Origin of the sequence: Streptomyces longisporus (assembly GCF_039532765.1) — a bacterium.
Taxonomy (GTDB): domain Bacteria; phylum Actinomycetota; class Actinomycetes; order Streptomycetales; family Streptomycetaceae; genus Streptomyces; species Streptomyces longisporus.
In genome coordinates, this window is the sequence record NZ_BAAASG010000011.1 from 492,214 (window position 1) to 514,052 (window position 21,839).

17 protein-coding genes and 2 tRNA genes are annotated in these 21,839 nt (G+C 71.1%); 11 read left to right on the forward strand and 8 right to left on the reverse strand.

Going from position 1 to position 21,839, the window contains the following annotated elements; translation table 11 throughout:
- Position 1 precedes the first annotated feature (1 nt).
- Both ABD355_RS24675 and ABD355_RS24680 read right to left on the reverse strand, forming a co-directional pair.
- On the reverse strand, positions 2–871 hold the full coding sequence (locus ABD355_RS24675) for a spermidine synthase (RefSeq protein WP_344402779.1): 870 nt from the start codon (positions 869–871) through the stop codon (positions 2–4).
- Positions 872–931: 60 nt separating this feature from the next.
- Positions 932–1,363, reverse strand: coding sequence for a hypothetical protein (locus ABD355_RS24680; RefSeq protein ID WP_344402780.1), 432 nt, complete (start codon positions 1,361–1,363; stop codon positions 932–934).
- Positions 1,364–1,651: 288 nt separating this feature from the next.
- Here ABD355_RS24680 and ABD355_RS24685 point away from each other — a divergent pair, with 288 nt between their 5' ends.
- Complete coding sequence (locus ABD355_RS24685) at positions 1,652–3,121, forward strand: NsdA family TPR-like regulatory protein (protein ID WP_344402781.1); 1,470 nt, start codon at positions 1,652–1,654, stop codon at positions 3,119–3,121.
- A 60-nt stretch (positions 3,122–3,181) separates the two neighbouring features.
- On the opposite strand, the gene ABD355_RS24690 is transcribed toward ABD355_RS24685, so the two are convergent.
- The gene (locus ABD355_RS24690; protein ID WP_344402782.1) at positions 3,182–3,781 is read right to left on the reverse strand and encodes a histidine phosphatase family protein; all 600 of its coding nucleotides are present in this window, start codon (positions 3,779–3,781) and stop codon (positions 3,182–3,184) included.
- Positions 3,782–3,974: 193 nt separating this feature from the next.
- Here ABD355_RS24690 and ABD355_RS24695 point away from each other — a divergent pair, with 193 nt between their 5' ends.
- The 7 genes from ABD355_RS24695 (at position 3,975) to ABD355_RS24725 (ending at position 10,367) form a co-directional block, all read left to right on the forward strand.
- Positions 3,975–4,922 carry a phosphatase PAP2 family protein gene (locus tag ABD355_RS24695; RefSeq protein WP_344402783.1) on the forward strand — a complete coding sequence of 316 codons (948 nt, stop codon included), beginning with the start codon at positions 3,975–3,977 and terminating at the stop codon, positions 4,920–4,922.
- Positions 4,873–6,012 (forward strand): hypothetical protein, encoded by a 1,140-nt coding sequence (locus ABD355_RS24700; RefSeq protein WP_344402784.1) that lies wholly within the window; start codon positions 4,873–4,875, stop codon positions 6,010–6,012. Before ABD355_RS24695 ends, ABD355_RS24700 begins: the two co-directional genes overlap by 50 nt.
- Positions 6,003–7,592, forward strand: a complete 1,590-nt coding sequence (locus tag ABD355_RS24705; RefSeq protein ID WP_344402785.1) for a hypothetical protein — start codon at positions 6,003–6,005, stop codon at positions 7,590–7,592. Before ABD355_RS24700 ends, ABD355_RS24705 begins: the two co-directional genes overlap by 10 nt.
- Positions 7,589–8,926: an AAA domain-containing protein gene (locus ABD355_RS24710; protein WP_344402786.1), complete on the forward strand. Its 1,338-nt coding sequence runs from the start codon at positions 7,589–7,591 to the stop codon at positions 8,924–8,926. The genes ABD355_RS24705 and ABD355_RS24710 overlap by 4 nt, the downstream gene beginning before the upstream one ends.
- 314 nt (positions 8,927–9,240) lie before the next feature.
- Positions 9,241–9,606 carry a hypothetical protein gene (locus ABD355_RS24715; RefSeq protein WP_344402787.1) on the forward strand — a complete coding sequence of 122 codons (366 nt, stop codon included), beginning with the start codon at positions 9,241–9,243 and terminating at the stop codon, positions 9,604–9,606.
- Positions 9,607–9,727: 121 nt separating this feature from the next.
- Positions 9,728–10,303, forward strand: a complete 576-nt coding sequence (locus tag ABD355_RS24720; protein WP_344402788.1) for a bifunctional DNA primase/polymerase — start codon at positions 9,728–9,730, stop codon at positions 10,301–10,303.
- A tRNA-Lys gene (locus ABD355_RS24725) sits at positions 10,294–10,367 on the forward strand. The genes ABD355_RS24720 and ABD355_RS24725 overlap by 10 nt, the downstream gene beginning before the upstream one ends.
- An 899-nt stretch (positions 10,368–11,266) precedes the next feature.
- On the opposite strand, the gene ABD355_RS24730 is transcribed toward ABD355_RS24725, so the two are convergent.
- The 5 genes from ABD355_RS24730 to ABD355_RS24750 all read right to left on the reverse strand — a co-directional run bounded on the left by ABD355_RS24730 (position 11,267) and on the right by ABD355_RS24750 (position 16,795).
- On the reverse strand, positions 11,267–12,910 hold the full coding sequence (locus ABD355_RS24730) for a long-chain-fatty-acid--CoA ligase (protein ID WP_344402789.1): 1,644 nt from the start codon (positions 12,908–12,910) through the stop codon (positions 11,267–11,269).
- Between the two features lie 40 nt (positions 12,911–12,950).
- The gene (locus ABD355_RS24735; RefSeq protein ID WP_344402790.1) at positions 12,951–13,463 is read right to left on the reverse strand and encodes a DUF3592 domain-containing protein; all 513 of its coding nucleotides are present in this window, start codon (positions 13,461–13,463) and stop codon (positions 12,951–12,953) included.
- Positions 13,464–13,551: 88 nt separating this feature from the next.
- Complete coding sequence (locus ABD355_RS24740; protein WP_344402792.1) at positions 13,552–14,157, reverse strand: lytic polysaccharide monooxygenase auxiliary activity family 9 protein; 606 nt, start codon at positions 14,155–14,157, stop codon at positions 13,552–13,554.
- A gap of 113 nt (positions 14,158–14,270) precedes the next feature.
- Positions 14,271–15,383, reverse strand: a complete 1,113-nt coding sequence (locus tag ABD355_RS24745) for an SPFH domain-containing protein (RefSeq protein ID WP_344402794.1) — start codon at positions 15,381–15,383, stop codon at positions 14,271–14,273.
- A 107-nt stretch (positions 15,384–15,490) separates the two neighbouring features.
- A complete protein-coding gene (locus tag ABD355_RS24750; protein WP_344402795.1) occupies positions 15,491–16,795 on the reverse strand; it encodes a peptidoglycan-binding protein in 1,305 nt (434 codons plus the stop codon).
- Between the two features lie 187 nt (positions 16,796–16,982).
- Between ABD355_RS24750 and ABD355_RS24755 the strand changes: the two genes are divergently transcribed.
- The 3 genes from ABD355_RS24755 to glxA all read left to right on the forward strand — a co-directional run bounded on the left by ABD355_RS24755 (position 16,983) and on the right by glxA (position 21,771).
- Positions 16,983–17,056: transfer RNA gene (locus ABD355_RS24755), tRNA-Lys, on the forward strand.
- Between the two features lie 774 nt (positions 17,057–17,830).
- Positions 17,831–19,837, forward strand: a complete 2,007-nt coding sequence (locus ABD355_RS24760; RefSeq protein ID WP_344402796.1) for a glycosyltransferase family 2 protein — start codon at positions 17,831–17,833, stop codon at positions 19,835–19,837.
- Positions 19,834–21,771 (forward strand): radical copper oxidase GlxA, encoded by a 1,938-nt coding sequence (gene glxA / locus ABD355_RS24765; RefSeq protein ID WP_344402797.1) that lies wholly within the window; start codon positions 19,834–19,836, stop codon positions 21,769–21,771. The genes ABD355_RS24760 and glxA overlap by 4 nt, the downstream gene beginning before the upstream one ends.
- The last annotated feature ends 68 nt before the right edge of the window (positions 21,772–21,839 follow it).

Genomic DNA, 21,839 nt, shown 5'->3' on the forward strand with positions numbered 1-21,839 from the left:
GTCAACGGAACACCGAGGGCGGCGGCGCGGGAGACGCGACCGCCGCCTCGTCCGTCACCGGGGTCGCCCCGCCGGTGAAGTCGAGGAGTGCGCGGCCGTGTTCGACGCGGCCGGGGTGCGGGTCGGAGGCGGCCCGGCGGGTCAGCTCCGCGACCGGCAGCGGGACGTCCGAGGCGACGAGGACCGCGTTGCCGAAGCGCTTGCCGCGCAGCACGGTCGGATCGGCGACCAGCGCGAGTTCGGGGAAACGGGCGGCAGCGGTGGCGATCTGGCCGCGGAGGTGGGCGAGCGGCGGCCCGTCGGCGACGTTGGCGGCGTAGCAGCCGCCCGGCTTCAGGACCCGGCGGACGTCGTCGAGGAACTCGGTCGAGGTGAGGTGGGCCGGGGTGCGGGCGCCGCTGAACACATCGGCGATGACGAGGTCGGCCCAGCCGTCGGGCACCTTGGCGAGCCCTTCGCGGGCGTCGACGGAGCGCACCCTGATGCGGGCGTTCGGGTCCAACGGCAGCTCACGGCGGACCAGTTGGACGAGCGCGGCGTCCCGCTCGACGGCCTGCTGGGTGGAGCGGGGGCGGGTGGCGGCGACATAACGGGCGAGGGTGAGGGCTCCACCGCCGAGGTGCACGGCGTGCACGGGCTTCCCGGCCGGTGCGACGAGGTCGATGACATGCCCGAGCCGGCGCTGGTACTCGAAGGAGAGATAGGAGGGGTCGTCGAGATCGACGTGCGACTGAGGCGCCCCGTCGATCAGCAGCGTCCAGGACCGCGCCCGGTCCCGGTCGGGCATCAGCTCGGCGAGCCCGCCGTCGACGGCCTCGACGACCGCTTCGGCTCCGCCGCCTGCGCGCCGGGGGTTCCTGGACTTTCCCATTGCGCCATTATCGGCAGCGCCGGACGGCCACGCCTGCGCGGGGTGGCACGAGCGACCAGGTCAGCGGCAGTTGTCCGCGGCCTCGATGATCCGCGCCGCCTCGCCCAGGGCGGCACGCAGCACCGCCGGATCCGTCGCGAGGTCGGCCTCACCGGGCGGGAGCAGCCAGTCCGAGCCCGCCACGGGCGGCTCGGGGTTCAGCCTCAGACCGCGGCCGTCGGTCTCCGTACAGGTACTGCCCGGGACGTCCCAGGCGGCGGCCGTGCCTGGCGGCACCACGAAGCCCAGGGTGTTGCAGTCGTCGTCGTGCAGGACGGGGCCGACCGCGTCGCCCGCGCCGCGCCGCAGGATGTCGACGGCCTCCAGCCCCTGCCGGGTCGGCACGGTGACGAGGTCGCACGCACCGTCGGGAAGGGGCGGCTCGCCGCACCCCGGGGCGTGCGCCCCGGTCGCGGGCGGCGTACGAGGAACGACGCTCTGTCTGGTCTCCATCCCGGCCTCCACCACGGAACCCCTCCTTGAACGAAGCGGGTCGGGAGTCGGGCGGCTCCCGGTCCGCAGGGTTCAACGCGGCGCACGCGTCAACGGCTACGGCAGAAGTCAGCCACAAAGGATGGCAGTTCATGGCAGATCCCGTATGAGATATCCGGTTTGTAGCCAAACACAGCGTGAGCAGTCCGGCACAGCAGGTACGTTCTTCCCCGCTGGAGACAGGGCTCTTCACGGACAACCCACCCTGAATCCGGCATGGTTCGACGGTTCGCACGAGAGGACCCGGCCATGGCGTCGTCACAGCTGACCTCGTCCCAGCCCACGCCCCCCAGGCCACCGCGGCCGAACCTCGTCTTCCGGCAGTTGCGCGGACAGCGCTCGCCGGCCGAGTTCGCCGCCGCGGTGCGCCGGGCCGCGCGCGAGATCGGGGAGCGGGTCAGCTGCGACGCGCGCTACATCGGCCGGGTCGAGGCGGGCGAGATCCGCTGCCCCAACTACGCATACGAACGGGTGTTCCTGCACATGTTCCCCGGCCGCACCCTCACCGACCTGGGCTTCGCGCCCCGCTCGTCCGTGCGCGGACGCCGGGCGCACACCACCGGTGAGACACCGGGGGCGTACGAGCCGTATGAGAGGCAGGACAACCCGGACCCGCAGGTCCCTCACCACCCGCAAGTCCCTTACGACCCGCATGGGCATCACCACGAGAGCCATGCGCTTCACGAGAACTACGAGGAGAGCGACGTGCTGCGTCGCGCATTCATGACCGGCGGTGGCGCCACGGTGGCCGCCGCCTCGCTGGGCCCGATCGGGCTCGCCTTCGACGCCGCGGCAGCGGGACGTCCCGTCCGCCGCCCCGGCGCGAACGACGCGTACGCGCTCGAAGAGGCCGTACGCAGAATCCGGCTGCTCGACGACCGGCACGGCGCGGACGGGCTCTACCGGCGCGCGTCGGCTCCGTTGCGCGCCGCCTATGCGCTGCTGGACGCCGGCGCGACCCGGCAGACGACCGCCGACCGTCTCCACTCGGGCGCCGGTGAACTCGCCATCTCCGTGGGCTGGCTGGCGCACGACTCGGGGCGGTTCGACGATGCCCGATCGCACTATGCGGAGGCGCTCGCGACCGCCCGGATGACCGGCGACGACGCCCTGGAGGCGCACGCCTTCTGCAACACGGCCTTCCTCGCGCGCGACGCCGGACGCCCGCGCGAGGCGGTCCGGGCCGCGCAGGCCGCACAACGCGTCGCGCGCCCCCTCGGCTCCGCCCGCCTGATGTCGCTGCTCGCGCTGCGCGAGGCGGGCGGCTGGGCGGGGCTCGCCGACCGCACCGCCTGCGAACAGGCGCTCGTCCGCGCACAGACCCTCTTCGAGCGAGGCCCCTCGGACGCCGACCCCGAGTGGATGAGCTTCTACGGGGAGGCCGAGCTGGAGGGCCTGGAGGCGCAGTGCTGGTCGACGCTGGGCGACTGGCAGCGCGCTGCACGCCACGCGCGCCGCGCGGCCCAGCTCCAGAACCCGCACTTCACCCGCAATATCGCCCTGTACACGGCGGAACTGGCGGACGACCTGGCCAGAGGCGGCCGCCCGGACGAGGCGGCAACAGCCGGAATGCAGGTACTGGACCTCCTGGACCAGGTCCAGTCCTCCCGAGTCCAGACAATGCTGGCAGGAACGGCAAGGGTCCTTCTCCCCCACCGCCGGGCATCGGGCGTATCGGGCTTCCTGGAACGCCACGCCAACCAGCCCCGAACGCCGTAGCTACGGACCGCCCGCCGTTGCCGCCCCAGCTGCGGGCGGTCGCGGCACCCCCGGCACAGCTCACTCCCCGGTCAAGTGCCCCAGGTCGTTCCAGCTCTCGATGGCCGGCTCGCCATAAGCCCACCCCAACACCGACAACGACGTCGGGTTCAACCGAATCCGCGCGGCGAAATCCAACGGCAGCCCCAACCACCGAGCCCCGATGGACCGCAAAATGTGCCCGTGGGCAAACACCAGCACATCCCGCTCCTCAGCCCGCGCCCAAGACACCACCTCATCCGCCCGCGAGGCCACCTCGGCAAGCGACTCACCCCCGGGCACCCCGTCCCGCCAGATCAACCACCCCGGCCGCACGCCCTGGATCTCCTCGGGCGTCATCCCCTCGTACGCCCCGTAGTCCCACTCCATCAACGTGTCCCACACGACCGCCCGCTCCCCGAACCCGGCAAGCTCGCACGTCTCACGCGCGCGTGCCAGCGGACTGGTGCGCACGGCGACCCCGGGAAGCCCCTCGAACGGCATCCGGTGCAGCCGCTCGCCGAGCAGCTTGGCGCCGCGCCGGCCCTCCTCCAGGAGCGGCACGTCGGTCCTGCCGGTGTGCTTGCCGGACAGCGACCACGCGGTCTGTCCGTGCCGGGCCAGCAGAATGCGCGGTGCCATGAGCGGAAAAGCCTTCCGGGAGAAATCGCAGGCGGAACCACTCCATCATCGCGCACCCTTGGGGCGGGCAACCCGGCGGGCGATCTCTGCGTCTTTGAGGGCCGGGGCGCCCGAAGCGGGTGCGCACGTACGCCGTAAAGTGGCACGACCGGCCGGCCGGGCGCCGCGCGAGAAAGAAGGGGGAGGCGATCGGATGCCGAGGACCGAGACGACACCGGGCATCGAGGCAGCAACCCCGCACTCCCGTCTGCGCTGGTGGACCGAACTGCCGCTGATCCTGCTGGTGTACGCCTGCTACTCGGCCGGCCGGCTCCTCGCCCGCGGTGACACCTCGAGCGCCGTCGACCACGGCGTGACGATCCTGCACATCGAGAAGTTCCTGCACATCAACGCCGAGCACCCGCTCAACCGGCTCTTCACACGCGAGGCGTGGCTCGGCGTCCCGGCGGACTTCTGGTACGCATCGCTGCACTACCTGGTCACACCGGCGATCCTGGTCTGGCTGTTCCGTTCGCGCGCCGTGCACTACCGCGCGGCCCGCACCTGGCTGATGACGTCCACCTTCATCGGTCTGATCGGCTTCACCCTGCTGCCGACCTGCCCGCCGCGCCTGCTCTCCGCGGGCCACGGCTTCGTCGACACGATGGCCCAGTACAGCTCGTACGGCTGGTGGGGCAGCGAGGCCAGCGCCCCGCGCGGCCTCGGGGGGATGACGAACCAGTACGCGGCCATGCCGAGCCTGCATGTGGGCTGGGCCCTGTGGTGCGGGGTCATGCTGTGGCGGTACGGCAGGACGCGTACGACGAAGGTCGCCGCCGTCGCCTACCCGTTGCTCACCACGATCGTGGTCATGGGCACCGCGAACCACTACTTCCTCGACGCGGTCGCGGGTGCGGCCGTGATGGGCGTCGGGCTGCTCCTGACGCGGTACGTCATGCGCGGCGCGGACGGGATCAGGGAGCGGCTGGCCTTCGGCGCAGGGGGCGCTCAGGTCGCAGGTTCCTCAATTGTCAGTGCCGGATGCCAGACTTCCGCGGGTGAGCGAATTCCACGGCAGCGCGAGTCCCGGATCGGATCCGGAGCCGAGCCGGGTGCCTCTCCCACGGACGCGGGGGAAAGCGCTCCGGCAGCGGCTCGCTGAGCTGCGCGGTCCCGACGTACCGGCCAAGGCGCTGGACGCGCGCGCCCTGGCCGCCCTCGCCGCCAACCCCGGGTGCAGACGGCGCGCGATCCTGGACGGCGCCGGGGTGAACAAGGCGGCGGTGGCGAGCGCGCTGGGTTCCCCTTCGGTCTTCGGGCAGTCGCAGTTCGCGTTCACGCGGGGCAACGCGTTCGAGGCGAAGGTCAAGGCGGACGGCGGCGCGGAGCTGCTCAAGCTGGTGCACGAGAAGCTGGACCGGCGCGCGGAGCCGCCCGCCGAGGCGCAGGTACCGGACCTCTCCGCGACCGGCCCCGAGGGCCGCGCGGCCCGCACGGCACTGGCGCTGCGCGAGGCCACCGCGGCCGCCGGCAGCTGGACGCTCCTCGACCACCCGATGCTCGCGCTCGACGTGGCGGGCTCCCCCGCGTTCCTGGAGCCGGACGCCGTGGTGGTGCACCCCGACGGCAGCTGGACGGTCGTGGAGATCAAGTCCTTCCCCATGCTGGACGGTTCCGCGGACCCGGCGAAGGTGGGCGCGGCGGCACGCCAGGCGGCGGTGTACGTCCTCGCCCTGGAAGAGGTCGCCGCCCGCCTCGACCCCGCCCCCGAGGTACGGCACCGGATCCTCCTCGTCTGCCCCAAGGACTTCTCCAACCTCCCCACCGCCTCGGCCGTCGACGTGCGCAAGCAGCGCGCGGTCACCGGCCGCCAGCTGGCGCGTCTCACCCGTATCGAGGACATCGCCCACGCGCTCCCCGAGGGCACCTGCTTCTCCCCGGAGCTGCCCGCCGCCGAGCTGACCTCGGCCGTGGAGTCAGTCCCGGCGACGTACGCACCCGAGTGCCTGTCCGCCTGCGAGCTGGCCTTCCACTGCCGCGACCGCTCCCGCGCGGCCGGCGCGGTGACCTCCCTGGGCCGCTCGGTCCGCGCCGAACTGGGCGGCCTGACGACGGTCGAGGAGGTCCTGTCGGCGGCCCGTGGCGAGAGCGGCGACCCGGACGACCCGGCAGTGGCGGCCCTGCGGAGGGCGGCGCACCTGCGTGCCGAAGCCCTCGCTCCCCTCGGTCAGGAGGTCACCCCGTGTCACTGATCTCCACCCTCGCCCGCCTGGAAGCGGTGCGCACCGGCCGGGCACAAGCCGCCGCCACCGTCCGGCACCGGCATCTGTCCGAGCGGCCGCTGGTCTTCGTGCCGCTCACCACCGCGGGCGAGGCCGGCGCCCCGCTCGGCGCGCTCGTCGGCACCGACCGGGACGCGCCGCGTCTGCTGGCCGTACCGCAGCCGCGCGACCGCGACCTCAGATTCACGTTCCTGGCCGAGCTGGCCGACGTCGTGCTGCCGTATCTCGACGCGTACGCCGAGGACGTGGAGGCCGCCGAGCGGAACGAGACCGATCCGGAGACCGGCAAGCGGATCAAGGTCGAGGTCGAGCTGTGCGCGGACGCCCCGCAGCTGATCGTGCCGAGCCGGGCGGGCGTCGAATTCGTACGGCTGCTCGGCCGCTCCATGCGCTTCAGGCGTACGGCGGAACAGGACCCGGAGGCGCCGTATCCCGCGCCACCGCGCGTGCCGTTGCTCGGCCGCTGGCTGACGCACTTCGGGGAGCGTGCCCGCGTCCCCGGATCGTCCCTCCTGCTGGCGATGACGGATGTCCTGGCCCGGCACTGGGCGACCGGGCAGTCCACCCTGGAGGACCAGCACCTGGGCGCCCTGCTCGCGTGGATCGACCCTCCGGAGGGCTCGACGGGCGCCGAGGCCGCGCTGCACGCCGAGCTCGCCCGCGACGCCAAGGGCCAACTGCTCTGCCCGCCCGCCGGACCGGCCACGGACCCGGCGTTCGACAACAAGCTGCTCGCGCCCGCCATCGAGCGCTACGACCGCGCGCGTACCGCCCTCGCCGTCGCCGAGGACGGGCTGGAGGCGGACGACCGGCTCGGTGAACTGACCGCCGCCGAGCGGGAGATCCGTGAGCTGGTGCTGAGCCGCACCCTGCCCACCTGGGAGAAGGTGTGGCAGGGCCTCGACCTGCTGCGGGCGCTGCCCGAGGGGGCGCATGTCGAGGAGCGGTGGACGCGCGACCGCTGGTCGTTCACCGGCCACCGGGACCGGATCGTCGCGGGCGAGCCGCCGCAGCCGCGCCGCGACGACGCGGTCACCGCCGCCAACAAGCTGGCCGCGCGCGAGCGCGAACAGGCCCGGCTGGAGGCCCAGGAGGCGCTCGACGATCCGCTGGTGATGGCGGGGCGGCGGCTGTCCGGGGAGGCGTTCGCCGGGGAGGTGACGGATGTCGTGATGGCGTACAGCGAGGGCAAGCGGCCGAGCCCCCGCCCGCTGGTCACCGTGCGGACGGAGGACCGCCCGCATCTGGGCGAGCGGGTCAGGGTGTACCGCTCGCTGGGCGGCAAGCCGCAGGCGGCGGAGTTCGTCGGGCGGGAGGCGGAGGATCTGCTCGTGCTGCGTGTCCTCGACAAGATGGGCCGTGGCAAGGAGCCCGAGGCCGGCTCGGTGCCCGAGAAGGGCGACCGGCTCTGCTTCACCCTCTTCGAGCACGAGCAGCGGGGCGGTCCGAAGCTGCCCGACCCGGAGGAGACGCCGTGGACGCACGGCGGGCCGCCGGGCGAGGCCGCCGCGGAGGCCGCCGATCCCCTGACCGCGGAGGACGTCCTGTGACCACCGCCTTCGACCCCGGCGCCCTGGCCGCCGAGGCCACCGACACCATCCTCCGCGACACCCTGCACGGCACCCACCGGGGCGTGGTCGTCGACTCCCCTCCCGGTGCGGGAAAGTCCACGCTCGTCGTCCGTGCGGCCCTCGAACTGGCCGACGCGGGGCGCCCGTTGATGATCGTCGCCCAGACCAACGCCCAGGTCGACGATCTCGTGCTGCGGCTCGCGGAGAAGAACCGGGAGCTCCCCGTCGGTCGTCTCCACAGCAGCGACACCGACCCGTACGACAAGGCGCTCGACGACCTGCCGAACGTCCGCAAGTCGGCGAAGGCGGCCGACCTGACCGGCCTCTCGGTCGTCGTCTCCACGGCCGCGAAGTGGGCACATGTGAAGGTCGACGAGCCGTGGCGGCACGCGATCGTGGACGAGGCGTACCAGATGCGCTCGGACGCGCTGCTCGCCGTGGCGGGGCTGTTCGAGCGGGCGCTGTTCGTGGGCGACCCGGGCCAGCTCGATCCCTTCTCCATCGTCGGCAGCGAGCAGTGGGCGGGCCTGTCCTACGACCCGTCGGCCTCCGCCGTGACCACCCTTCTGGCCCACAACCCGGAACTGCCGCAGCACCGCCTGCCGGTGTCCTGGCGCCTCCCGGCCTCCGCGGCCCCGCTGGTCTCGGACGCCTTCTACCCGTACACGCCCTTCCGCAGCGGCACGGACCACGGCGACCGCCGCCTGGCCTTCACCGTCCCGTCCGACGGCTCCGGCCCCGACCGGGTGATCGACGAGGCGGCCGAGTCGGGCTGGGGGCTGCTGGAACTGCCCGCGCGGCACACCCCGCGCACGGACCCCGAGGCGGTGCGGGCGGTGGCGACGGTCGTACGGCGGCTGCTGGACCGGGGCGGCGAGGCCACGTCGGAGCGTGCGCCCGAGGAGCCCATGCCGCTGACCCCGGACCGGATCGCCGTCGGCACGGCCCACCGCGACCAGGCGGCGGCCGTCCGCGCGGCACTCGCGGAGCTGGGCGTCACGGACGTCACCGTCGACACGGCGAACCGTCTCCAGGGCCGCGAGTACGACGTCACGGTGGTCCTCCACCCGCTCTCCGGCCGCCCCGACGCCACCGCCTTCCACCTGGAAACAGGCCGCCTGTGCGTCCTCGCCTCCCGCCACCGCCACGCCTGCATCGTGATCTGCCGGGCGGGGGTGAGCGAACTCCTGGACGACTACCCGTCCACGGAGCCGGTGCAGCTGGGAACGCTGGTGAAGTTCCCGGACGGCTGGGAGGCGAACCACGCGGTACTGGCACGGCTGGCCGAACACCGGGTGAGCCGGCAGCCATGACACCGGAGGCCGAACCACCCCCGCCGAGCCCTCCGCCGCGTGCCCGCCGGCCAGAGGCCGGCACGCCGCCGGAGGCGGCCAATGGATACAGCCCCGACGGCTGGGAGGCGAACCACCCGGTACTGGCACGGCTGGCCCAGCACCGGGTGAGCCGGCAGCCGTGAGCATGGGGCCGGTGTGGCTCGGGGAACATCGGGTGGCGTTCAGGACTTGAGGGACCTGGGGTTCCGGGCCCACTTGCGTGGCCGCGGGACAATGGACGGTGGCCCGGTGGTCCTGGACGGGCCGATTGCGACGTACGAGGAGGAGAAGACATGGCGGAGCCCACGCCGCGTCGGAACGAACCGCGGCTACGCCCCGCGCCCCTGCTCTTCGAGCCCGCGGAGGCGGCCTCCGACCCTGAGCACTTCTTCGACCTGGAGTCGATCGACGACCCGCGGGCGCTGCTGGCCCGCTCGACGGAGCTGGCGCAGGCGTTCCGCGCGGCGGCCGACCGGGCGGTGGAGTTCCAGGCGATGGCGGCCGCGCAGTTGGCGGACCCCCGGCGGTTCGACCGGCTGACGCCGGCGGCCATCGCGGAACGCGCCGAGTGGACCGAGGACTATGCCAAGAAGATGGTCGAGTACGGGCGGGACCTGATGAGCGGCGCCGAAGGGCGCGGCCCCGCCGACCCGGTGTGAATACGGTCCACTTCGGTTTGGCATATGCCAGGCGGGCAAGATACTCCTCTTCTCTCCCACCTGTCCCGGTTTCCGGCAACCGTGAGGAGCGGTGCGTTCACAGCCGGTAGACATGGATGTCATGAGCAGCGAACGCATCGATGACGTCAGCGGAGTCACCGCGGACGGAGCCGCCTGGCTCGCCTCGGCGGGGACGTACCCGCGCAGCACGCTCGCCCTCTGGAAGGAGCACGCCGACGCCCCGGTGGTGCTCCCGTGCGGCACGATCTTCGACGTCGTCAGCGCGCCGGCGGTCTTCGCGCGCCGGATGGTCGACCGGCTGTGGGACGAGGGGCCGGGTTCCGGCCCGGTGGCGACGTTCCGGGGCCGGATGCTGCTGTTCGCCGCGCCCGGCACGGCCCAGCGGCTGCCCTCACTGCTGCGCTGGGAGGAGTTCGGCCGTACGGGAGCGATCCCGCCGCTGCTGTGCCACGGCAACGGCGACGCGGTGACCGTCCCGCCCCTGCTCGCGACCACCCCGCCGACCTCCCCCGACTCCCGCTGGCTGGTCGCCCCGGACACCCGCCACCCCTGGCTGCCGGGCCCCGAGATCCTGCTCTGGGCAGCCGTGCGGGCGGCCCGCGCAGCCGTACGGATATCGATTTTTCCCCCGGCCGATCAGGATGCTAAGGTCTACGACGTCAGCAGGCGCCGCTAGCTCAGTTGGTTAGAGCAGCTGACTCTTAATCAGCGGGTCCGGGGTTCGAGTCCCTGGCGGCGCACGATGGCGATGGCGAGGCATGTTCGCGGAAAGCGCGAACCGGCCTCGCCATCGTCGTTTCTGCGCGGCTTCGCCGCGCGTTGTGGGGGCTTCGCCACCCACACCCCCCTTCCACCGGCGGCTGTCGCGGCCGCAGGGTGGAGGAGCCAGCCCCCGGCTACCGCACACAGTGGGGCGTTGTCATGCGCGCCCCCTTTTCCACCAGCGGCTCCCGCGCCCGCAGGGTGGAGGAGCCAGTCCCCGGCTATGACACCCCGCACCGTCGACACTTCGCCACCCGCCCTCCCTTTCACCAGCGGCTCCCGCGCCCGCAGGGTGGAGGAGCCAGCCCCCGGCTATGACACCCCGCACCGTCGGCACTCCCCCACCCGCCCCCTTTTCCACCAGCGGCTCCCGCGCCAGCAGGGTGGAGGAGCCAGCCCCCGGCTATGACACCCCGCACCGTCGACACTCCCCCACCCGCCCCCTTTTCCACCAGCGGCTCCCGCGCCCGCAGGGTGGAGGAGCCAGCCCCCCGGCTATGACACCCCGCACCGTCGACACTCCCCCACCCGCCCCCTTTTCCACCAGCGGCTCCGTCGGCCGTAGAGCGAAGAAGCCCCCGGCCATGACACCGCGCACAGTGCCGGCATTGCCACCCACGCGCCCCTTTCCACCAGCGGCTCCCGCCGCCGCAGAGTGAAGAAGCCGGCCCCCGGCCGTGACACCGCGCACCGTGGGCGCTTCGCCGCCCTCCGTCGGCCGTGGAGCGAAGAAGTCCCCGGCCATGACACCGCGCACAGTGGTGGCGTTGCCAACCGCGCGCCCCTTTCCACCAGCGGCTGTCGCGACCGCAGAGTGAAGAAGCCGGCCCCCGGCCGTGACACCGCGCACGGCGGGGGCTTTGGCGCCCGCGGCCCCTCAGGCGAGGTCTCTGCCGGGAGTGGAGCGTGCTTCGGCGACTTCCAGGTCGTTGCTGGTCAGCCTTCGGTAGGTGGGGGTCTGCTCGGTCGGCGGGCGCCACCACAGCGGGTCGGTGCAGCGGAGGCCCTCCCTTCTGAGCTGGGACCGGTGGATCTTGTTCGTGGCCGTGGCCGGCATCCGGTCCACGACCCGCACGAACCTGGGTGCCATCTTCGTCCCGAGATCGGGCTGGGCGGCCAGGAAGCCGGCGAAACCGACCGGATCGAAGCTCCCGGCGATCGTCGCCATCACCTGGTCCCCGGTCACCGGATCGGGCACGGCGTACACGGCGACGGCGTCGGCACCCTCGTACCGCGCGAGGATGTTCTCGATCATCGCGGCCGCCAGGTTCTCGCTGTCGACGCGGAGGCGGTCGTCGGTGCGGCCGGCGAAGTAGAGGTAGCCGTCGGCATCCCGGTAGAAGAGGTCGCCGGTCCAGTACCAGCCGTCGTGCCGCCGCTCGGCCTCCGCCGCGGGGTTGCGCCAGTACCCCTCGAAGGGATTCGGCCCCTGGTTCACCAGTTCCCCTATGGCCTCGTCCCCGTTGAGCAGCCGCCCGGCCGCGTCGAACACCGCGGGCGGGCACTCCTTGCGCGTCTCCGGATCGAGTACGACGAGCCCGGGCGCCGCCCGCCCGACCGCACCCGGCGGTGTCCCTGGCGACCACTGCACGGCCGCCCCGCCCTCCGACGACCCGTACCCCTCCACCAGCCGCACCCCGAACCGCCGCTCGAAGGCCGCCGCGTCCACCGCCCCCGCCTCCGTGCCGAAGCCGAGCCGCAGCGGATTGTCCCGGTCGTCCTCGCGCTCCTCGGTGGCGAGGACGTACTGCACGGCACGCCCCACATACGTGAAGTACGTCGCCCCGTACTTCCGTACGTCCGCCAGGAACCCCGACGCCGAGAAGCGCCGCCGCAGCGCCACGCCCGCGCCGGCCGCCAGCGCGGGCGCCCAGTCGGCGATCACCGCGTTGCCGTGGAACATCGGCATGCAGATGTAGTGCACGTCCTCGGGGCGCACCCCGAACTGGCCGACCAGCGAGGCTCCCGCGGCGGCCAGTCGCCCCTGGGAGCAGATCGCGGCCTTCGGGGCGCCGGTCGAGCCCGAGGTGAAGTAGAGGAGGAAGCGGTCGTCGGGAGTGGCCCGGGAGGCGTCCGGTGCGGCGTTCGTATACGAAGCGAGCAGATTGTCGTACTCCTCGCCGTCGGTCAGCAGGAGGCGTACGCCCGGGAGATCGAGGCCGCGGAGGAGCGGGAGGTGCGCGCGTTCGGTGAGGAGGATCCGGCACTCGGTGTGCAGGATGTCGCGGGCCAGCTCCGCGCCCCGGCGGGTGGGGTTGATCCCGGCGACCGCCGCGCCCGCGAGCGCTGCCGCACCCAGCCACAGCGGGTACTCGGGGGTGTTGTCGAGCAGCACGCCCACATGCGGCTCGGCGCCCGGCGGCAGCAGATCGGCCAGCAGCGCCGCCCGGGCAGCGGCACCCGCGGCCACCTCGTGGTGGGTGAGCACCCGCTCCTCGCACCACAGGCCGGGCCGGTGGTCGCCCCACCGCTCGGCTACCAGTTCCGCGACCGTGCGCCTGCCGGGCCCCGTGGACTCCATGGGGGCAGACGGTAGTTGATGGGCCGTCAGATGTGGAGGGTCACGGGGTCATCGTGACGCCGTCCACGACGACGGTGTTGGTGGTGTCGTCCACGCCTTCGCCGAAGCCGAAGGCGTCCGACATCAGGCTGAACCCGACCATGAAGGCGATGCAGCCGGCGATGAACACGCCGAAGAAGGCCAGCAGGCAGCCCTGCTCGGCGAGGAGCCGGCCGGGCTGGGGCGGCTTCGCCGTGGCCCGCTCGGGGTGCTCGGCCGCATAGCGCACCGTGACGATGTCGCCGGTGACGATCGTCCGCGGCCCGTTGCTCTCCTCGAAGCGGACCGGACGGCCCTCCCGGGTCGTGAACTCGTACACGTGGTGCAGGGTCGTGCTCACGGAGGTCTCGCCGCCGCCGCTGGTCGTGGTGTACGTGTTCAGGCACCGCGCCTCGGCGGTGAGCCCGCTGTTCCAGGCCCTGGTGATGTTCCGGGCGCGCAGCAGCAGGCCGATCAGACCACTGAGCGCGAGCGCGATCATCAGGCCGGGCACGAGATAGAAGAACGCTTCCATGGGGTCCCCCGAGGTCGTACGCCGGCCTCGTTCGGTCGGCGTGGGAGGAACCTACCCACGCCGACCGCGCCATGGGCTCAAGGAACCCTCAGAACGTGACGTCCGAGCAGGCGTAGAACGCGTTGCCCGTGTCCGCGATCGTCCATACGGCGACGATGACGTGGTGGCCGCTCAGCCCCGAGGGCAGTGTGCCGCTGTGGGAGAGGGTGGCCGGGGGACGCTGCCCGTTGTACGGCACCGTCAGGAACGGTGTCGTGTTGAGGTCGGAGCGGGCCAGGTTGTGGTTCTGGTTCCAGCCCTGCCTGGTGACGTAGTACTTGAAGTCGGTGGTGGCGTGCATGGCGGTGAACTGCCAGCGGAAGGTGTAGCTCTGCCCGCCTGTCACCCGGGTGGTGGGCCAGGCGCCGCCCGAGGGGGTCCTCGGGCTGTCGAGCTGGGAGAAGCGGGAGTTGCCGCCGGAGCAGATGGCGCCGTCGGCCGGTCCGGTGGCGGGGAAGCCCTTGGGGCCCTCGACGCTCTGCGGCTCGTACTGGATCTCGCCGCAGTCGGTCACGGTGCCGTTCTGGCAGAGCTTCTGCCTGCTGACGGGGAGGTCGGTGTAGCCGTGGCCGCTCGCGCCTCCGGCGGAGAGCACGAGGGCTCCTGCCGTGGTGAGTCCGAGCGCGGCGGCGTACCACTTGGTCTTTTTGCGCATGCTGCCGCTCCTGAAGAACGTGGGGGAGGTTCCATGAGGCGTGCAGGTCTAGACCAAGTCCCAGATTATTGCCGATTGTTGGCCATGTCCATGCACACGACATGGCCGCGCCATCACGGGCCCGGTTCGGTGCGCCCCGCGCAGAACGCCACCGTCAAGTCCTTGACCAGCGCCTTGCGTTCGTAGTCGTCCAGTTCCACCAGGCCCCGCACGGTCAGCCGCGTCACGGTGTCCTCCACCGAGTCGACGACCGAGGTGAGCACGGTCGCGCGGTGCTCTGCGTCCAGGGCGGCGATACGGCGGCGCTGCATCGCGGCGGCCACCTCGGGGGCGTACTCGACCCGGACCGGCTGCACCGAGAACACCTCGAGCCCGACCGGCGCGGCGTCCGCCGCCGTCAGCCGGGTCAGCGCCTCCGTGACGGCCTCCACCGAACCCCTCGACGCACCGGGCGCCTCCACCGCGACCCGCGCGAGGGCCGCCTCCACGCACTCGCGCAGATAGGTCTCGTGGTCCTCGATGCCCAGCACCGCCCGTGCGGTGTCCCGCACCCGCCACACCACCAGCACGACGACCCGCAGCGCGACCCCGTTGCCGTCGGCCGCGGGCATCTCCTCACTGCGCCAGTGCCGCAGCCGTACGTCGACGCGGCGGCGCAGGTGCAGCGGGTTGACCCACATCAGGCCGGTGCGCCGGACGGTGCCCCGGTAGCGGCCGTACAGCCCCAGCACCCAGGCCCGTCCGGTCCGGCCGCGCGCGAGGCCGCCGAAGCCGAAGAAGCCCAGCGTCGCGGCGCCCGCGTAGGCCGCCCACTGCGCGGGGCCGAGACCGGCGCCCGGATACGCCGGCAGCCGTAGCGCCGTCACCGCGAGGGACGGCAGGACGCCAGCCCACCACGAGGTCGCCACGCAGCCGGCCGCCCCGCAGGCCCCGGCGAGGACGCCCGCCGTCGCGGGCAGCACCCTGGCGGGTCGCTCGCCCAGGTCGGGATCGATCTCGGGCGCGGACCGCGGCTTCAGCGCGGTCGGACGCCGGAACCGCGGCTGTTCGCCCGTCGCCTGCCGACGGCCGACCACCGTCGGCCTGAGCGGCACGGACACCGGGGCCGTTTCGTCGCGGAACAGCAGATGGACGGGGATCTCGGTGGTCGCCTCGTTCTGGATGAGGCGACCGGGTCTGCCGGGCCCCTCGGACTCGGGCGTCTGTGAAGTGGTCGTCGTACTCATGCGTGCCTCCAGCCTCCGCGCCAGATGCGTCACAACAAATGCGTCACAACAGATGGGTCAAACCAAACCGCTCGGAACCAGACAAAGCAGCCAGGGGCCGGAAGCGCTCAGGAGAAGAGCCGCCGCCAGGTCTCCGGGCCCGGGACGCCGTCCGCCGCGCCGCCCCGCCAGCCCTGGGAGCGCTGGAAGTCCTCGACGTTGCGCCGGTCCTCCTCGTCCCAGTCCGGCCCCGGATCGGCGGTGTAGTACTTGTCGAAGCCCTTCTTCACCAGCTGCTCCCCCAGCTGGGTGACGTACGGGTTGGAGGCGCCGGGGCGGAACATCGCCCGTCCCGGATAGCCCGGCACCCCATGGGACGAGGGCACCTGCGCATCCGGCGCGTCGACCGGACCGATGTCCTTGCCCTTGCCCGACACCAGCAGGTCCCAGGTCTGCGGCCCCGGCAGCCCGCGCGTCTCCGCGCCGTTCCAGCCCTGGGCCAGCTGGAAGGCCCCGGTGGCCCGGCGGTCCGCGTCCGACCAGCGCGGACCGGGGCCCATTGCGTAGTACTGCCCGGCGCCGCGCGCGACGAGCATCTGCCCGAGCTGGGTCACGTACTTGTTGTTCGCGCCGGGGCCGAAGTACGCCGCTCCCGGGTACGGCGCCGCGACGCCCGGCGGATTCGCCGGTTTGTCCGGACCGGCCGCCGGGTCCTCCTTGAGCCCCTTGTAGCGGTAGGGGACGTAGCGGTTCGACTGGTGCCAGTAGGCGTACGGGGTCTCCTTCCGGCGGGCCTGCGGGGGCCGCTGCTCGTAGGCGAGGTACGAGCTGTGCGTGTAGTCCTTCCAGCCGCCGAAGATGACGACGTGCGAGCCCCTCTCCGGGTTCTGCGGATTGTGGAACAGCAGAATGTCGCCGGGCTGCAGTTCATCCTTGGTGATGCGCTCCGCGAACTTGCCCAGGGTTCCCGTCCATTCGTTTCCGGGCAGTCCCCAGGCCATCGAGACATAGCCCGAACAGTCCTGTCGGTAACCGTCGGACCAGTAGGCCTCCATGCTGTACGGCACCTTCGCGTCGACCCATTTCTTGGCCCGGGTGATGATGTCCGCGCGGGTGGTCTGAGGCGCCTTGACGTCACCCGCGGGCTCGGGCGGGCCGCCCCTGCCGTGCAGCGGGGCCCGGTGCCCCTGCGGGGTGGCGACCTCGCTGCCTGCGGAAACGCCCGGTCCGGGCGGTACCTGCGGGGCGGCGAGCGCCGGTGCCACATGCCCCGCGCCGAGGGCCGCGGACGCGGCGGCCGCCACGATCACGGCGCGCCGGGCCGCCGGGTGCCGTACCGCCCGCGAATACGGCAGAACACTCCGCCAGTGCGCACATCCCGGGCAGTCGCAGTCGTTCGCCGGATCGAATTCCTCGAATACCGGAGTCGCCATGCGATTCCCCTCACACTCCAGATGAAAATGACCGGGCCTGTCCACGATGATCAGTTTCCCAACCCTCTTCCCGACGCGCATGTTGACGGTCCGAATGATGTACAAGCGCCTCGTGCGGCCCCGGGGGCCACCGGGACGGGTGGTCAGGAGCACCCCCGGCCGTCGGGTAGAGTTACGACGTCAGCAGGCGCCGCTAGCTCAGTTGGTTAGAGCAGCTGACTCTTAATCAGCGGGTCCGGGGTTCGAGTCCCTGGCGGCGCACGATGGCGATGGCGGGGCATGTTCGCGGAAAGCGCGAACATGCCCCGCCATCGTCGTTTCTGCGCGGCTTCGCCGCGCGTTGTGGGGGCTCCGCCACCCACACCCCCTTGCCCCGGCACTGCGGTGGCCGCAGGCGGAGGAGCCCGGTCCGCAGCCACGCCGGAGCCGCAGACGCCCGACGGCCCCGTCCCGCGCACCCGGCGGAGCGCTGGGCAGCGCCCGCAGGCTGCCCTCCGGGACCGCGCGAGCCGGACCTCATTGAACTCGACGCCTTCGTGAACCGTATGGAGTACCAGGCCGCGCAAGCAGGCGCCGGCCTCGCGGACACCGACCGAGCTTTTCAGCCACCGACGCCTTCCATCGCGTACGGACGGGGAGAGCACTTCGGCAACATCCGCGCCCGGCTGTCCACAACTGGTCCACACGACCCCCACAGGCGCCACAATGAACGCGTATGACCGGTAAACACCGCGTTTCGCGTCTTGCGATCATGATGAACGCCGTAGAACCCTGTTCTCCAAGATGCTGCGGATACGCGGCAGTTGGGGGGCAAGTAAGCGGTTGCCGGGTTCGCGGGGATAGGGGCCCCGTTCACGAGCGGATGCCGAGGGGGGCATCATGCAACCGGAAGGTCGCGGTTCCATGTCTTTGGGTGTGGAAAGTGTGGTGACTGCGGCCGGTCACTGATTCGTCCGTGGAGAGTCGAGGGGGACTCGACCGCGGGCGGAAGGAACCGACACAACACGCAGCGACCTGCGTGTGGGGGGATGACTCATGACGTCGACGCCGACGGGCGCCCGGCATAACTTCGATCCGTCAGAAACAACCCAGCTCAGGGTGGACTCCCACCGGAACAGCACGACAGGCCAGTTCCGGCGCATCAAGAAGACCCTTCCGAGATACGACTACGAGCACTACAGCCGGCTGGCCGGTCCCCTCACCCAGCCCGACCCGGACAAGCCGTACAAGGTGCAGTACCGCTCCCTGCTCTCGCAGGAGCCGCACCGGCTGCGCGCCGCCCTGATGCTGGGCGCCGCGCCGCTGCTCTCGCTGATCCTGCTCGGCTGGCTGCTGCAGCCGCAGCACTGGACCGAGCGCGACTACCCCGCCTTCAGCTTCCTGCCGGCGCTGGACGTCGTCATGCTCGTCTCGATCGGTCTGATCGAGTTCTTCCGCTGCATGAACGTGCTGTCCAACGCGCACGCCACGCTGGTGGCCCGCGACCCGATCCCGGTGGTCCCGGAGACCGGCACCAGAGTCGCGTTCATCACGACGTACGTGCCCGGCAAGGAACCCTTGGAGATGGTGACGAAGACCCTGGAGGCGGCCGTGCGGCTGCGCCACCGGGGGCTTCTGCACATCTGGCTGCTCGACGAGGGCGACGACGCCGAGGTGAAGGCGGTCTGCGAGCGCCTCGGAGTGCACCACTTCTCCCGCAAGGGTGTCGAGAAGTGGAACCAGAAGAAGGGCCCGCACCGCGCCAAGACCAAGCACGGCAACTACAACGCCTGGCTCGAGGCGCACGGCGACGACTACGACTTCTTCGCCTCCGTCGACACCGACCACGTGCCATTGCCCAACTACCTGGAGCGGATGCTCGGCTTCTTCCGCGACCCGGACGTCGGCTTCGTCATCGGCCCGCAGGTGTACGGCAACTACGACAACCCCATCACCAAGGCGGCCGAATCCCAGCAGTTCCTCTTCCACGCCCTCATCCAGCGGGCCGGAAACCGCTACGGCGCCCCGATGTTCGTCGGTACGTCGAACGCCGTACGGATCAAGGCGCTCAAGCAGATCGGCGGCCTGTACGACTCGATCACCGAGGACATGGCCACCGGCTTCGAGATCCACCGGCACCGGAACCCGGCGACGGGGAAGAAGTGGCGGTCGGTGTACACGCCTGACGTGCTCGCGGTGGGCGAGGGCCCGGGTGCCTGGACGGACTTCTTCACGCAGCAGCTGCGCTGGTCCCGGGGCACCTACGAGACGATCCTGAAGCAGTACTGGAAGGGCTGGTTCTCCCTGCCTCCGGGCAAGCTCTTCAACTACACGATGATGATCATCTTCTACCCGATGTCGGCTCTCAACTGGATCCTGGCGGCGCTGAGCTGTGCGCTGTTCCTGGGTCTTGGCGCCTCGGGTGTGAACATCGACCCGACGGTCTGGCTGATGCTGTACGGCAACGCGTCCGCGCTGCAGATCGGCCTGTACGTCTGGAACCGCCGGCACAACGTCTCCCCGCACGAGCCCGAGGGCTCCGGCGGTGTGGCGGGCATGGTGATGTCGGCCCTCTCGGCGCCGATCTACGCACGCTCGCTGATGGACACCGTGCTGCGCCGCAAGAGCAAGTTCGTGGTGACGCCCAAGGGCGACTCGGCCAGCCCGGACACGCTGTTCGGGACCTTCCGGATCCACCTGTTCTTCATCCTGGTCTTCGGCGGCTCGATCGCCGCCGGTCTCACACTCGGGCACTCGCACCCGGCGATGATCATCTGGGCCACCTTCGCCCTGCTGATCACGGCGTCGCCGATCTTCGCCTGGCGGTACGGCCTCAGGCAGGCGAAGAAGCAGCCGCCCGTACCGCTGTACGAGGAGCCGCAGGACTCGGCGGCGCCCGCAGCGGCGTACCAGCCGAAGCCGCTGCCCGGGCAGCACGCGCCGCAGTCGCCGCACGGCTCGGGGCAGAAGCCCAGCTGGGCCGCCTCCGGCGGGGGCTCGGGCGCAGGCACTGACCAGACGATGCAGATCGCTCTCGGTGGATTTGGGGGACGTAAGGAATGAACGACCGTGCAGGCCGCCGCCGCGCCCGTCGACTCGCGATCGGCACGGCGGTGGTGCTCGCGCTGGCCGGGATGAACGGGCCGTGGCTCTACCGCGTCGGCACCGAGAAATACCACCAGTACAAGATCAACAGACCCGAGTACAAGGCGAAGAACGGGCACTGGGACGTCATCGAGTTCCCGCCCGAATATCGCCAGGACACCATTCACGCGGCGCTGCTGCGCACCGGCAAGGTGCTGCTGATCGCCGGTTCAGGCAACAACCAGGACAACTTCAACGCGAAGAAGTTCGACACCCGGATCTGGGACCCGGTCAAGGGCACCATCAAGAAGATCCCGACGCCCAAGGACCTGTTCTGCACCGGCCACACCCAGCTGGCGAACGGCAATCTGCTGATCGCGGGCGGTACGAAGCGGTACGAGAAGCTGAAAGGTGACGTCACCAAGGCCGGCGGCCTGATGGTGGTGCACAACGAGAACCCGGACAAGCCGATGACCCTGCCCGCGGGGACGAAGTTCACGGGCAAGGAGAACGGCAAGACCTTCGTGTCCAAGGACCCGGTGCTCGTACCGCGCGCGACGAAGGTCTTCGACCCGAAGACGGGGAAGTTCCTGCGCAACGACCCGGGACTCGGCCGTATTTACGTCGAGGCGAAGAAGAGCGGATCGAAGTACGAGACCGGTACGCAGGACAACTACCGGATCCAGGGCCTGACCGGCGCCGACGCACGCAACACGTACGGCATCGCGCAGAAGCTCGCCCTCGACAAGAAGGACTTCCAGGGAATCCGGGACGCCTTCGAGTTCGACCCGGTCGCCGAGAAGTACATCAAGGTCGACCCGATGAACGAGGCACGCTGGTATCCGACGCTGACGACTCTGTCGGACGGCAAGATCCTCAGTGTGTCCGGACTCGACGACATCGGGCAGCTGGTGCCGGGCAAGAACGAGGTCTTCGACCCGAAGACCAAGAAGTGGACGTACACGTCGAAGATCCGGCAGTTCCCGACGTATCCGGCGCTGTTTCTGATGCAGAACGGAAAGATCTTCTACTCGGGTTCGAATGCGGGGTACGGGCCCGACAACGTCGGCCGGACTCCGGGTGTCTGGGACGTCGATACGAACCAGTTCACCAAGCTGCCCGGGCTGAGCGACGCCAACGAGATGGAGACGTCCGGAACGGTGCTGCTGCCTCCGGCGCAGAACGAGAAGTTCATGGTGATCGGCGGTGGCGGTGTCGGCGAGTCCAAGCTGTCCAGCAACAAGACGCGGCTGATCAATCTGAAGGACAGCGACCCGAAGTTCGTGGACGGGCCGACGCTGGAGAAGGGAACGCGGTATCCGCAGTCCTCGGTGCTGCCGGACGACACGGTGCTGGTGTCCGGCGGGTCGGAGGACTATCGCGGGCGCAGCGACTCCAACATCCTGCAGGCCCGGCTCTATCACCCGGACACCAATACGTTCCAGCGGGTCGCCGACCCCGAGGTGGGGCGGAACTATCACTCGGGGTCCATTCTGCTGCCGGACGGGCGGGTGATGTTCTTCGGGTCGGACTCCCTGTACGGCGACAAGGCGAACACGAAGCCGGGGAAGTTCGAGCAGCGGATCGAGATCTACACCCCGCCCTATCTTTATCGGGATTCACGGCCTTCACTGTCCGGGGGGCCGCAGACCATTGCTCGGGGCGGGTCGGGGACGTTCACGTCACCGCAGGCTTCGGCGATCAAGAAGGTGCGGTTGATTCGGCCCAGTGCGTCCACTCATGTCACGGACGTGGATCAGCGGTCCATTGCGTTGGACTACCAGGTGTCCGGGGACAAGATCACGGTTACCGTGCCGAAGAATCGGAACTTGGTGACTTCGGGGTGGTACATGCTGTTCGTCGATGACGATCAGGGAACGCCGTCGAAGGCGCAGTGGGTGAGGGTGCCGTAGCGCTCCCGCGGGTTGTCTTTTCGGGTGCGGGAGCGCTGTGGCTTGTCGAGCCCGCGCGGCGGAGCCGC

Excerpts from the sequence above, each read along its gene's own strand:
- ABD355_RS24675 (WP_344402779.1), bottom strand. The coding sequence starts at position 871 with ATGGGAAAGTCCAGGAACCCCCGGCGCGCAGGCGGCGGAGCCGAAGCG.
- ABD355_RS24680 (WP_344402780.1), bottom strand. The coding sequence starts at position 1,363 with ATGGAGACCAGACAGAGCGTCGTTCCTCGTACGCCGCCCGCGACCGGG.
- ABD355_RS24685 (WP_344402781.1), top strand. The coding sequence starts at position 1,652 with ATGGCGTCGTCACAGCTGACCTCGTCCCAGCCCACGCCCCCCAGGCCA.
- ABD355_RS24690 (WP_344402782.1), bottom strand. The coding sequence starts at position 3,781 with ATGGCACCGCGCATTCTGCTGGCCCGGCACGGACAGACCGCGTGGTCG.
- ABD355_RS24695 (WP_344402783.1), top strand. The coding sequence starts at position 3,975 with ATGCCGAGGACCGAGACGACACCGGGCATCGAGGCAGCAACCCCGCAC.
- ABD355_RS24715 (WP_344402787.1), top strand. The coding sequence starts at position 9,241 with ATGGCGGAGCCCACGCCGCGTCGGAACGAACCGCGGCTACGCCCCGCG.
- ABD355_RS24720 (WP_344402788.1), top strand. The coding sequence starts at position 9,728 with ATGAGCAGCGAACGCATCGATGACGTCAGCGGAGTCACCGCGGACGGA.
- ABD355_RS24730 (WP_344402789.1), bottom strand. The coding sequence starts at position 12,910 with ATGGAGTCCACGGGGCCCGGCAGGCGCACGGTCGCGGAACTGGTAGCC.
- ABD355_RS24735 (WP_344402790.1), bottom strand. The coding sequence starts at position 13,463 with ATGGAAGCGTTCTTCTATCTCGTGCCCGGCCTGATGATCGCGCTCGCG.
- ABD355_RS24740 (WP_344402792.1), bottom strand. The coding sequence starts at position 14,157 with ATGCGCAAAAAGACCAAGTGGTACGCCGCCGCGCTCGGACTCACCACG.
- ABD355_RS24745 (WP_344402794.1), bottom strand. The coding sequence starts at position 15,383 with ATGAGTACGACGACCACTTCACAGACGCCCGAGTCCGAGGGGCCCGGC.
- ABD355_RS24750 (WP_344402795.1), bottom strand. The coding sequence starts at position 16,795 with ATGGCGACTCCGGTATTCGAGGAATTCGATCCGGCGAACGACTGCGAC.
- ABD355_RS24760 (WP_344402796.1), top strand. The coding sequence starts at position 17,831 with ATGACGTCGACGCCGACGGGCGCCCGGCATAACTTCGATCCGTCAGAA.
- glxA (WP_344402797.1), top strand. The coding sequence starts at position 19,834 with ATGAACGACCGTGCAGGCCGCCGCCGCGCCCGTCGACTCGCGATCGGC.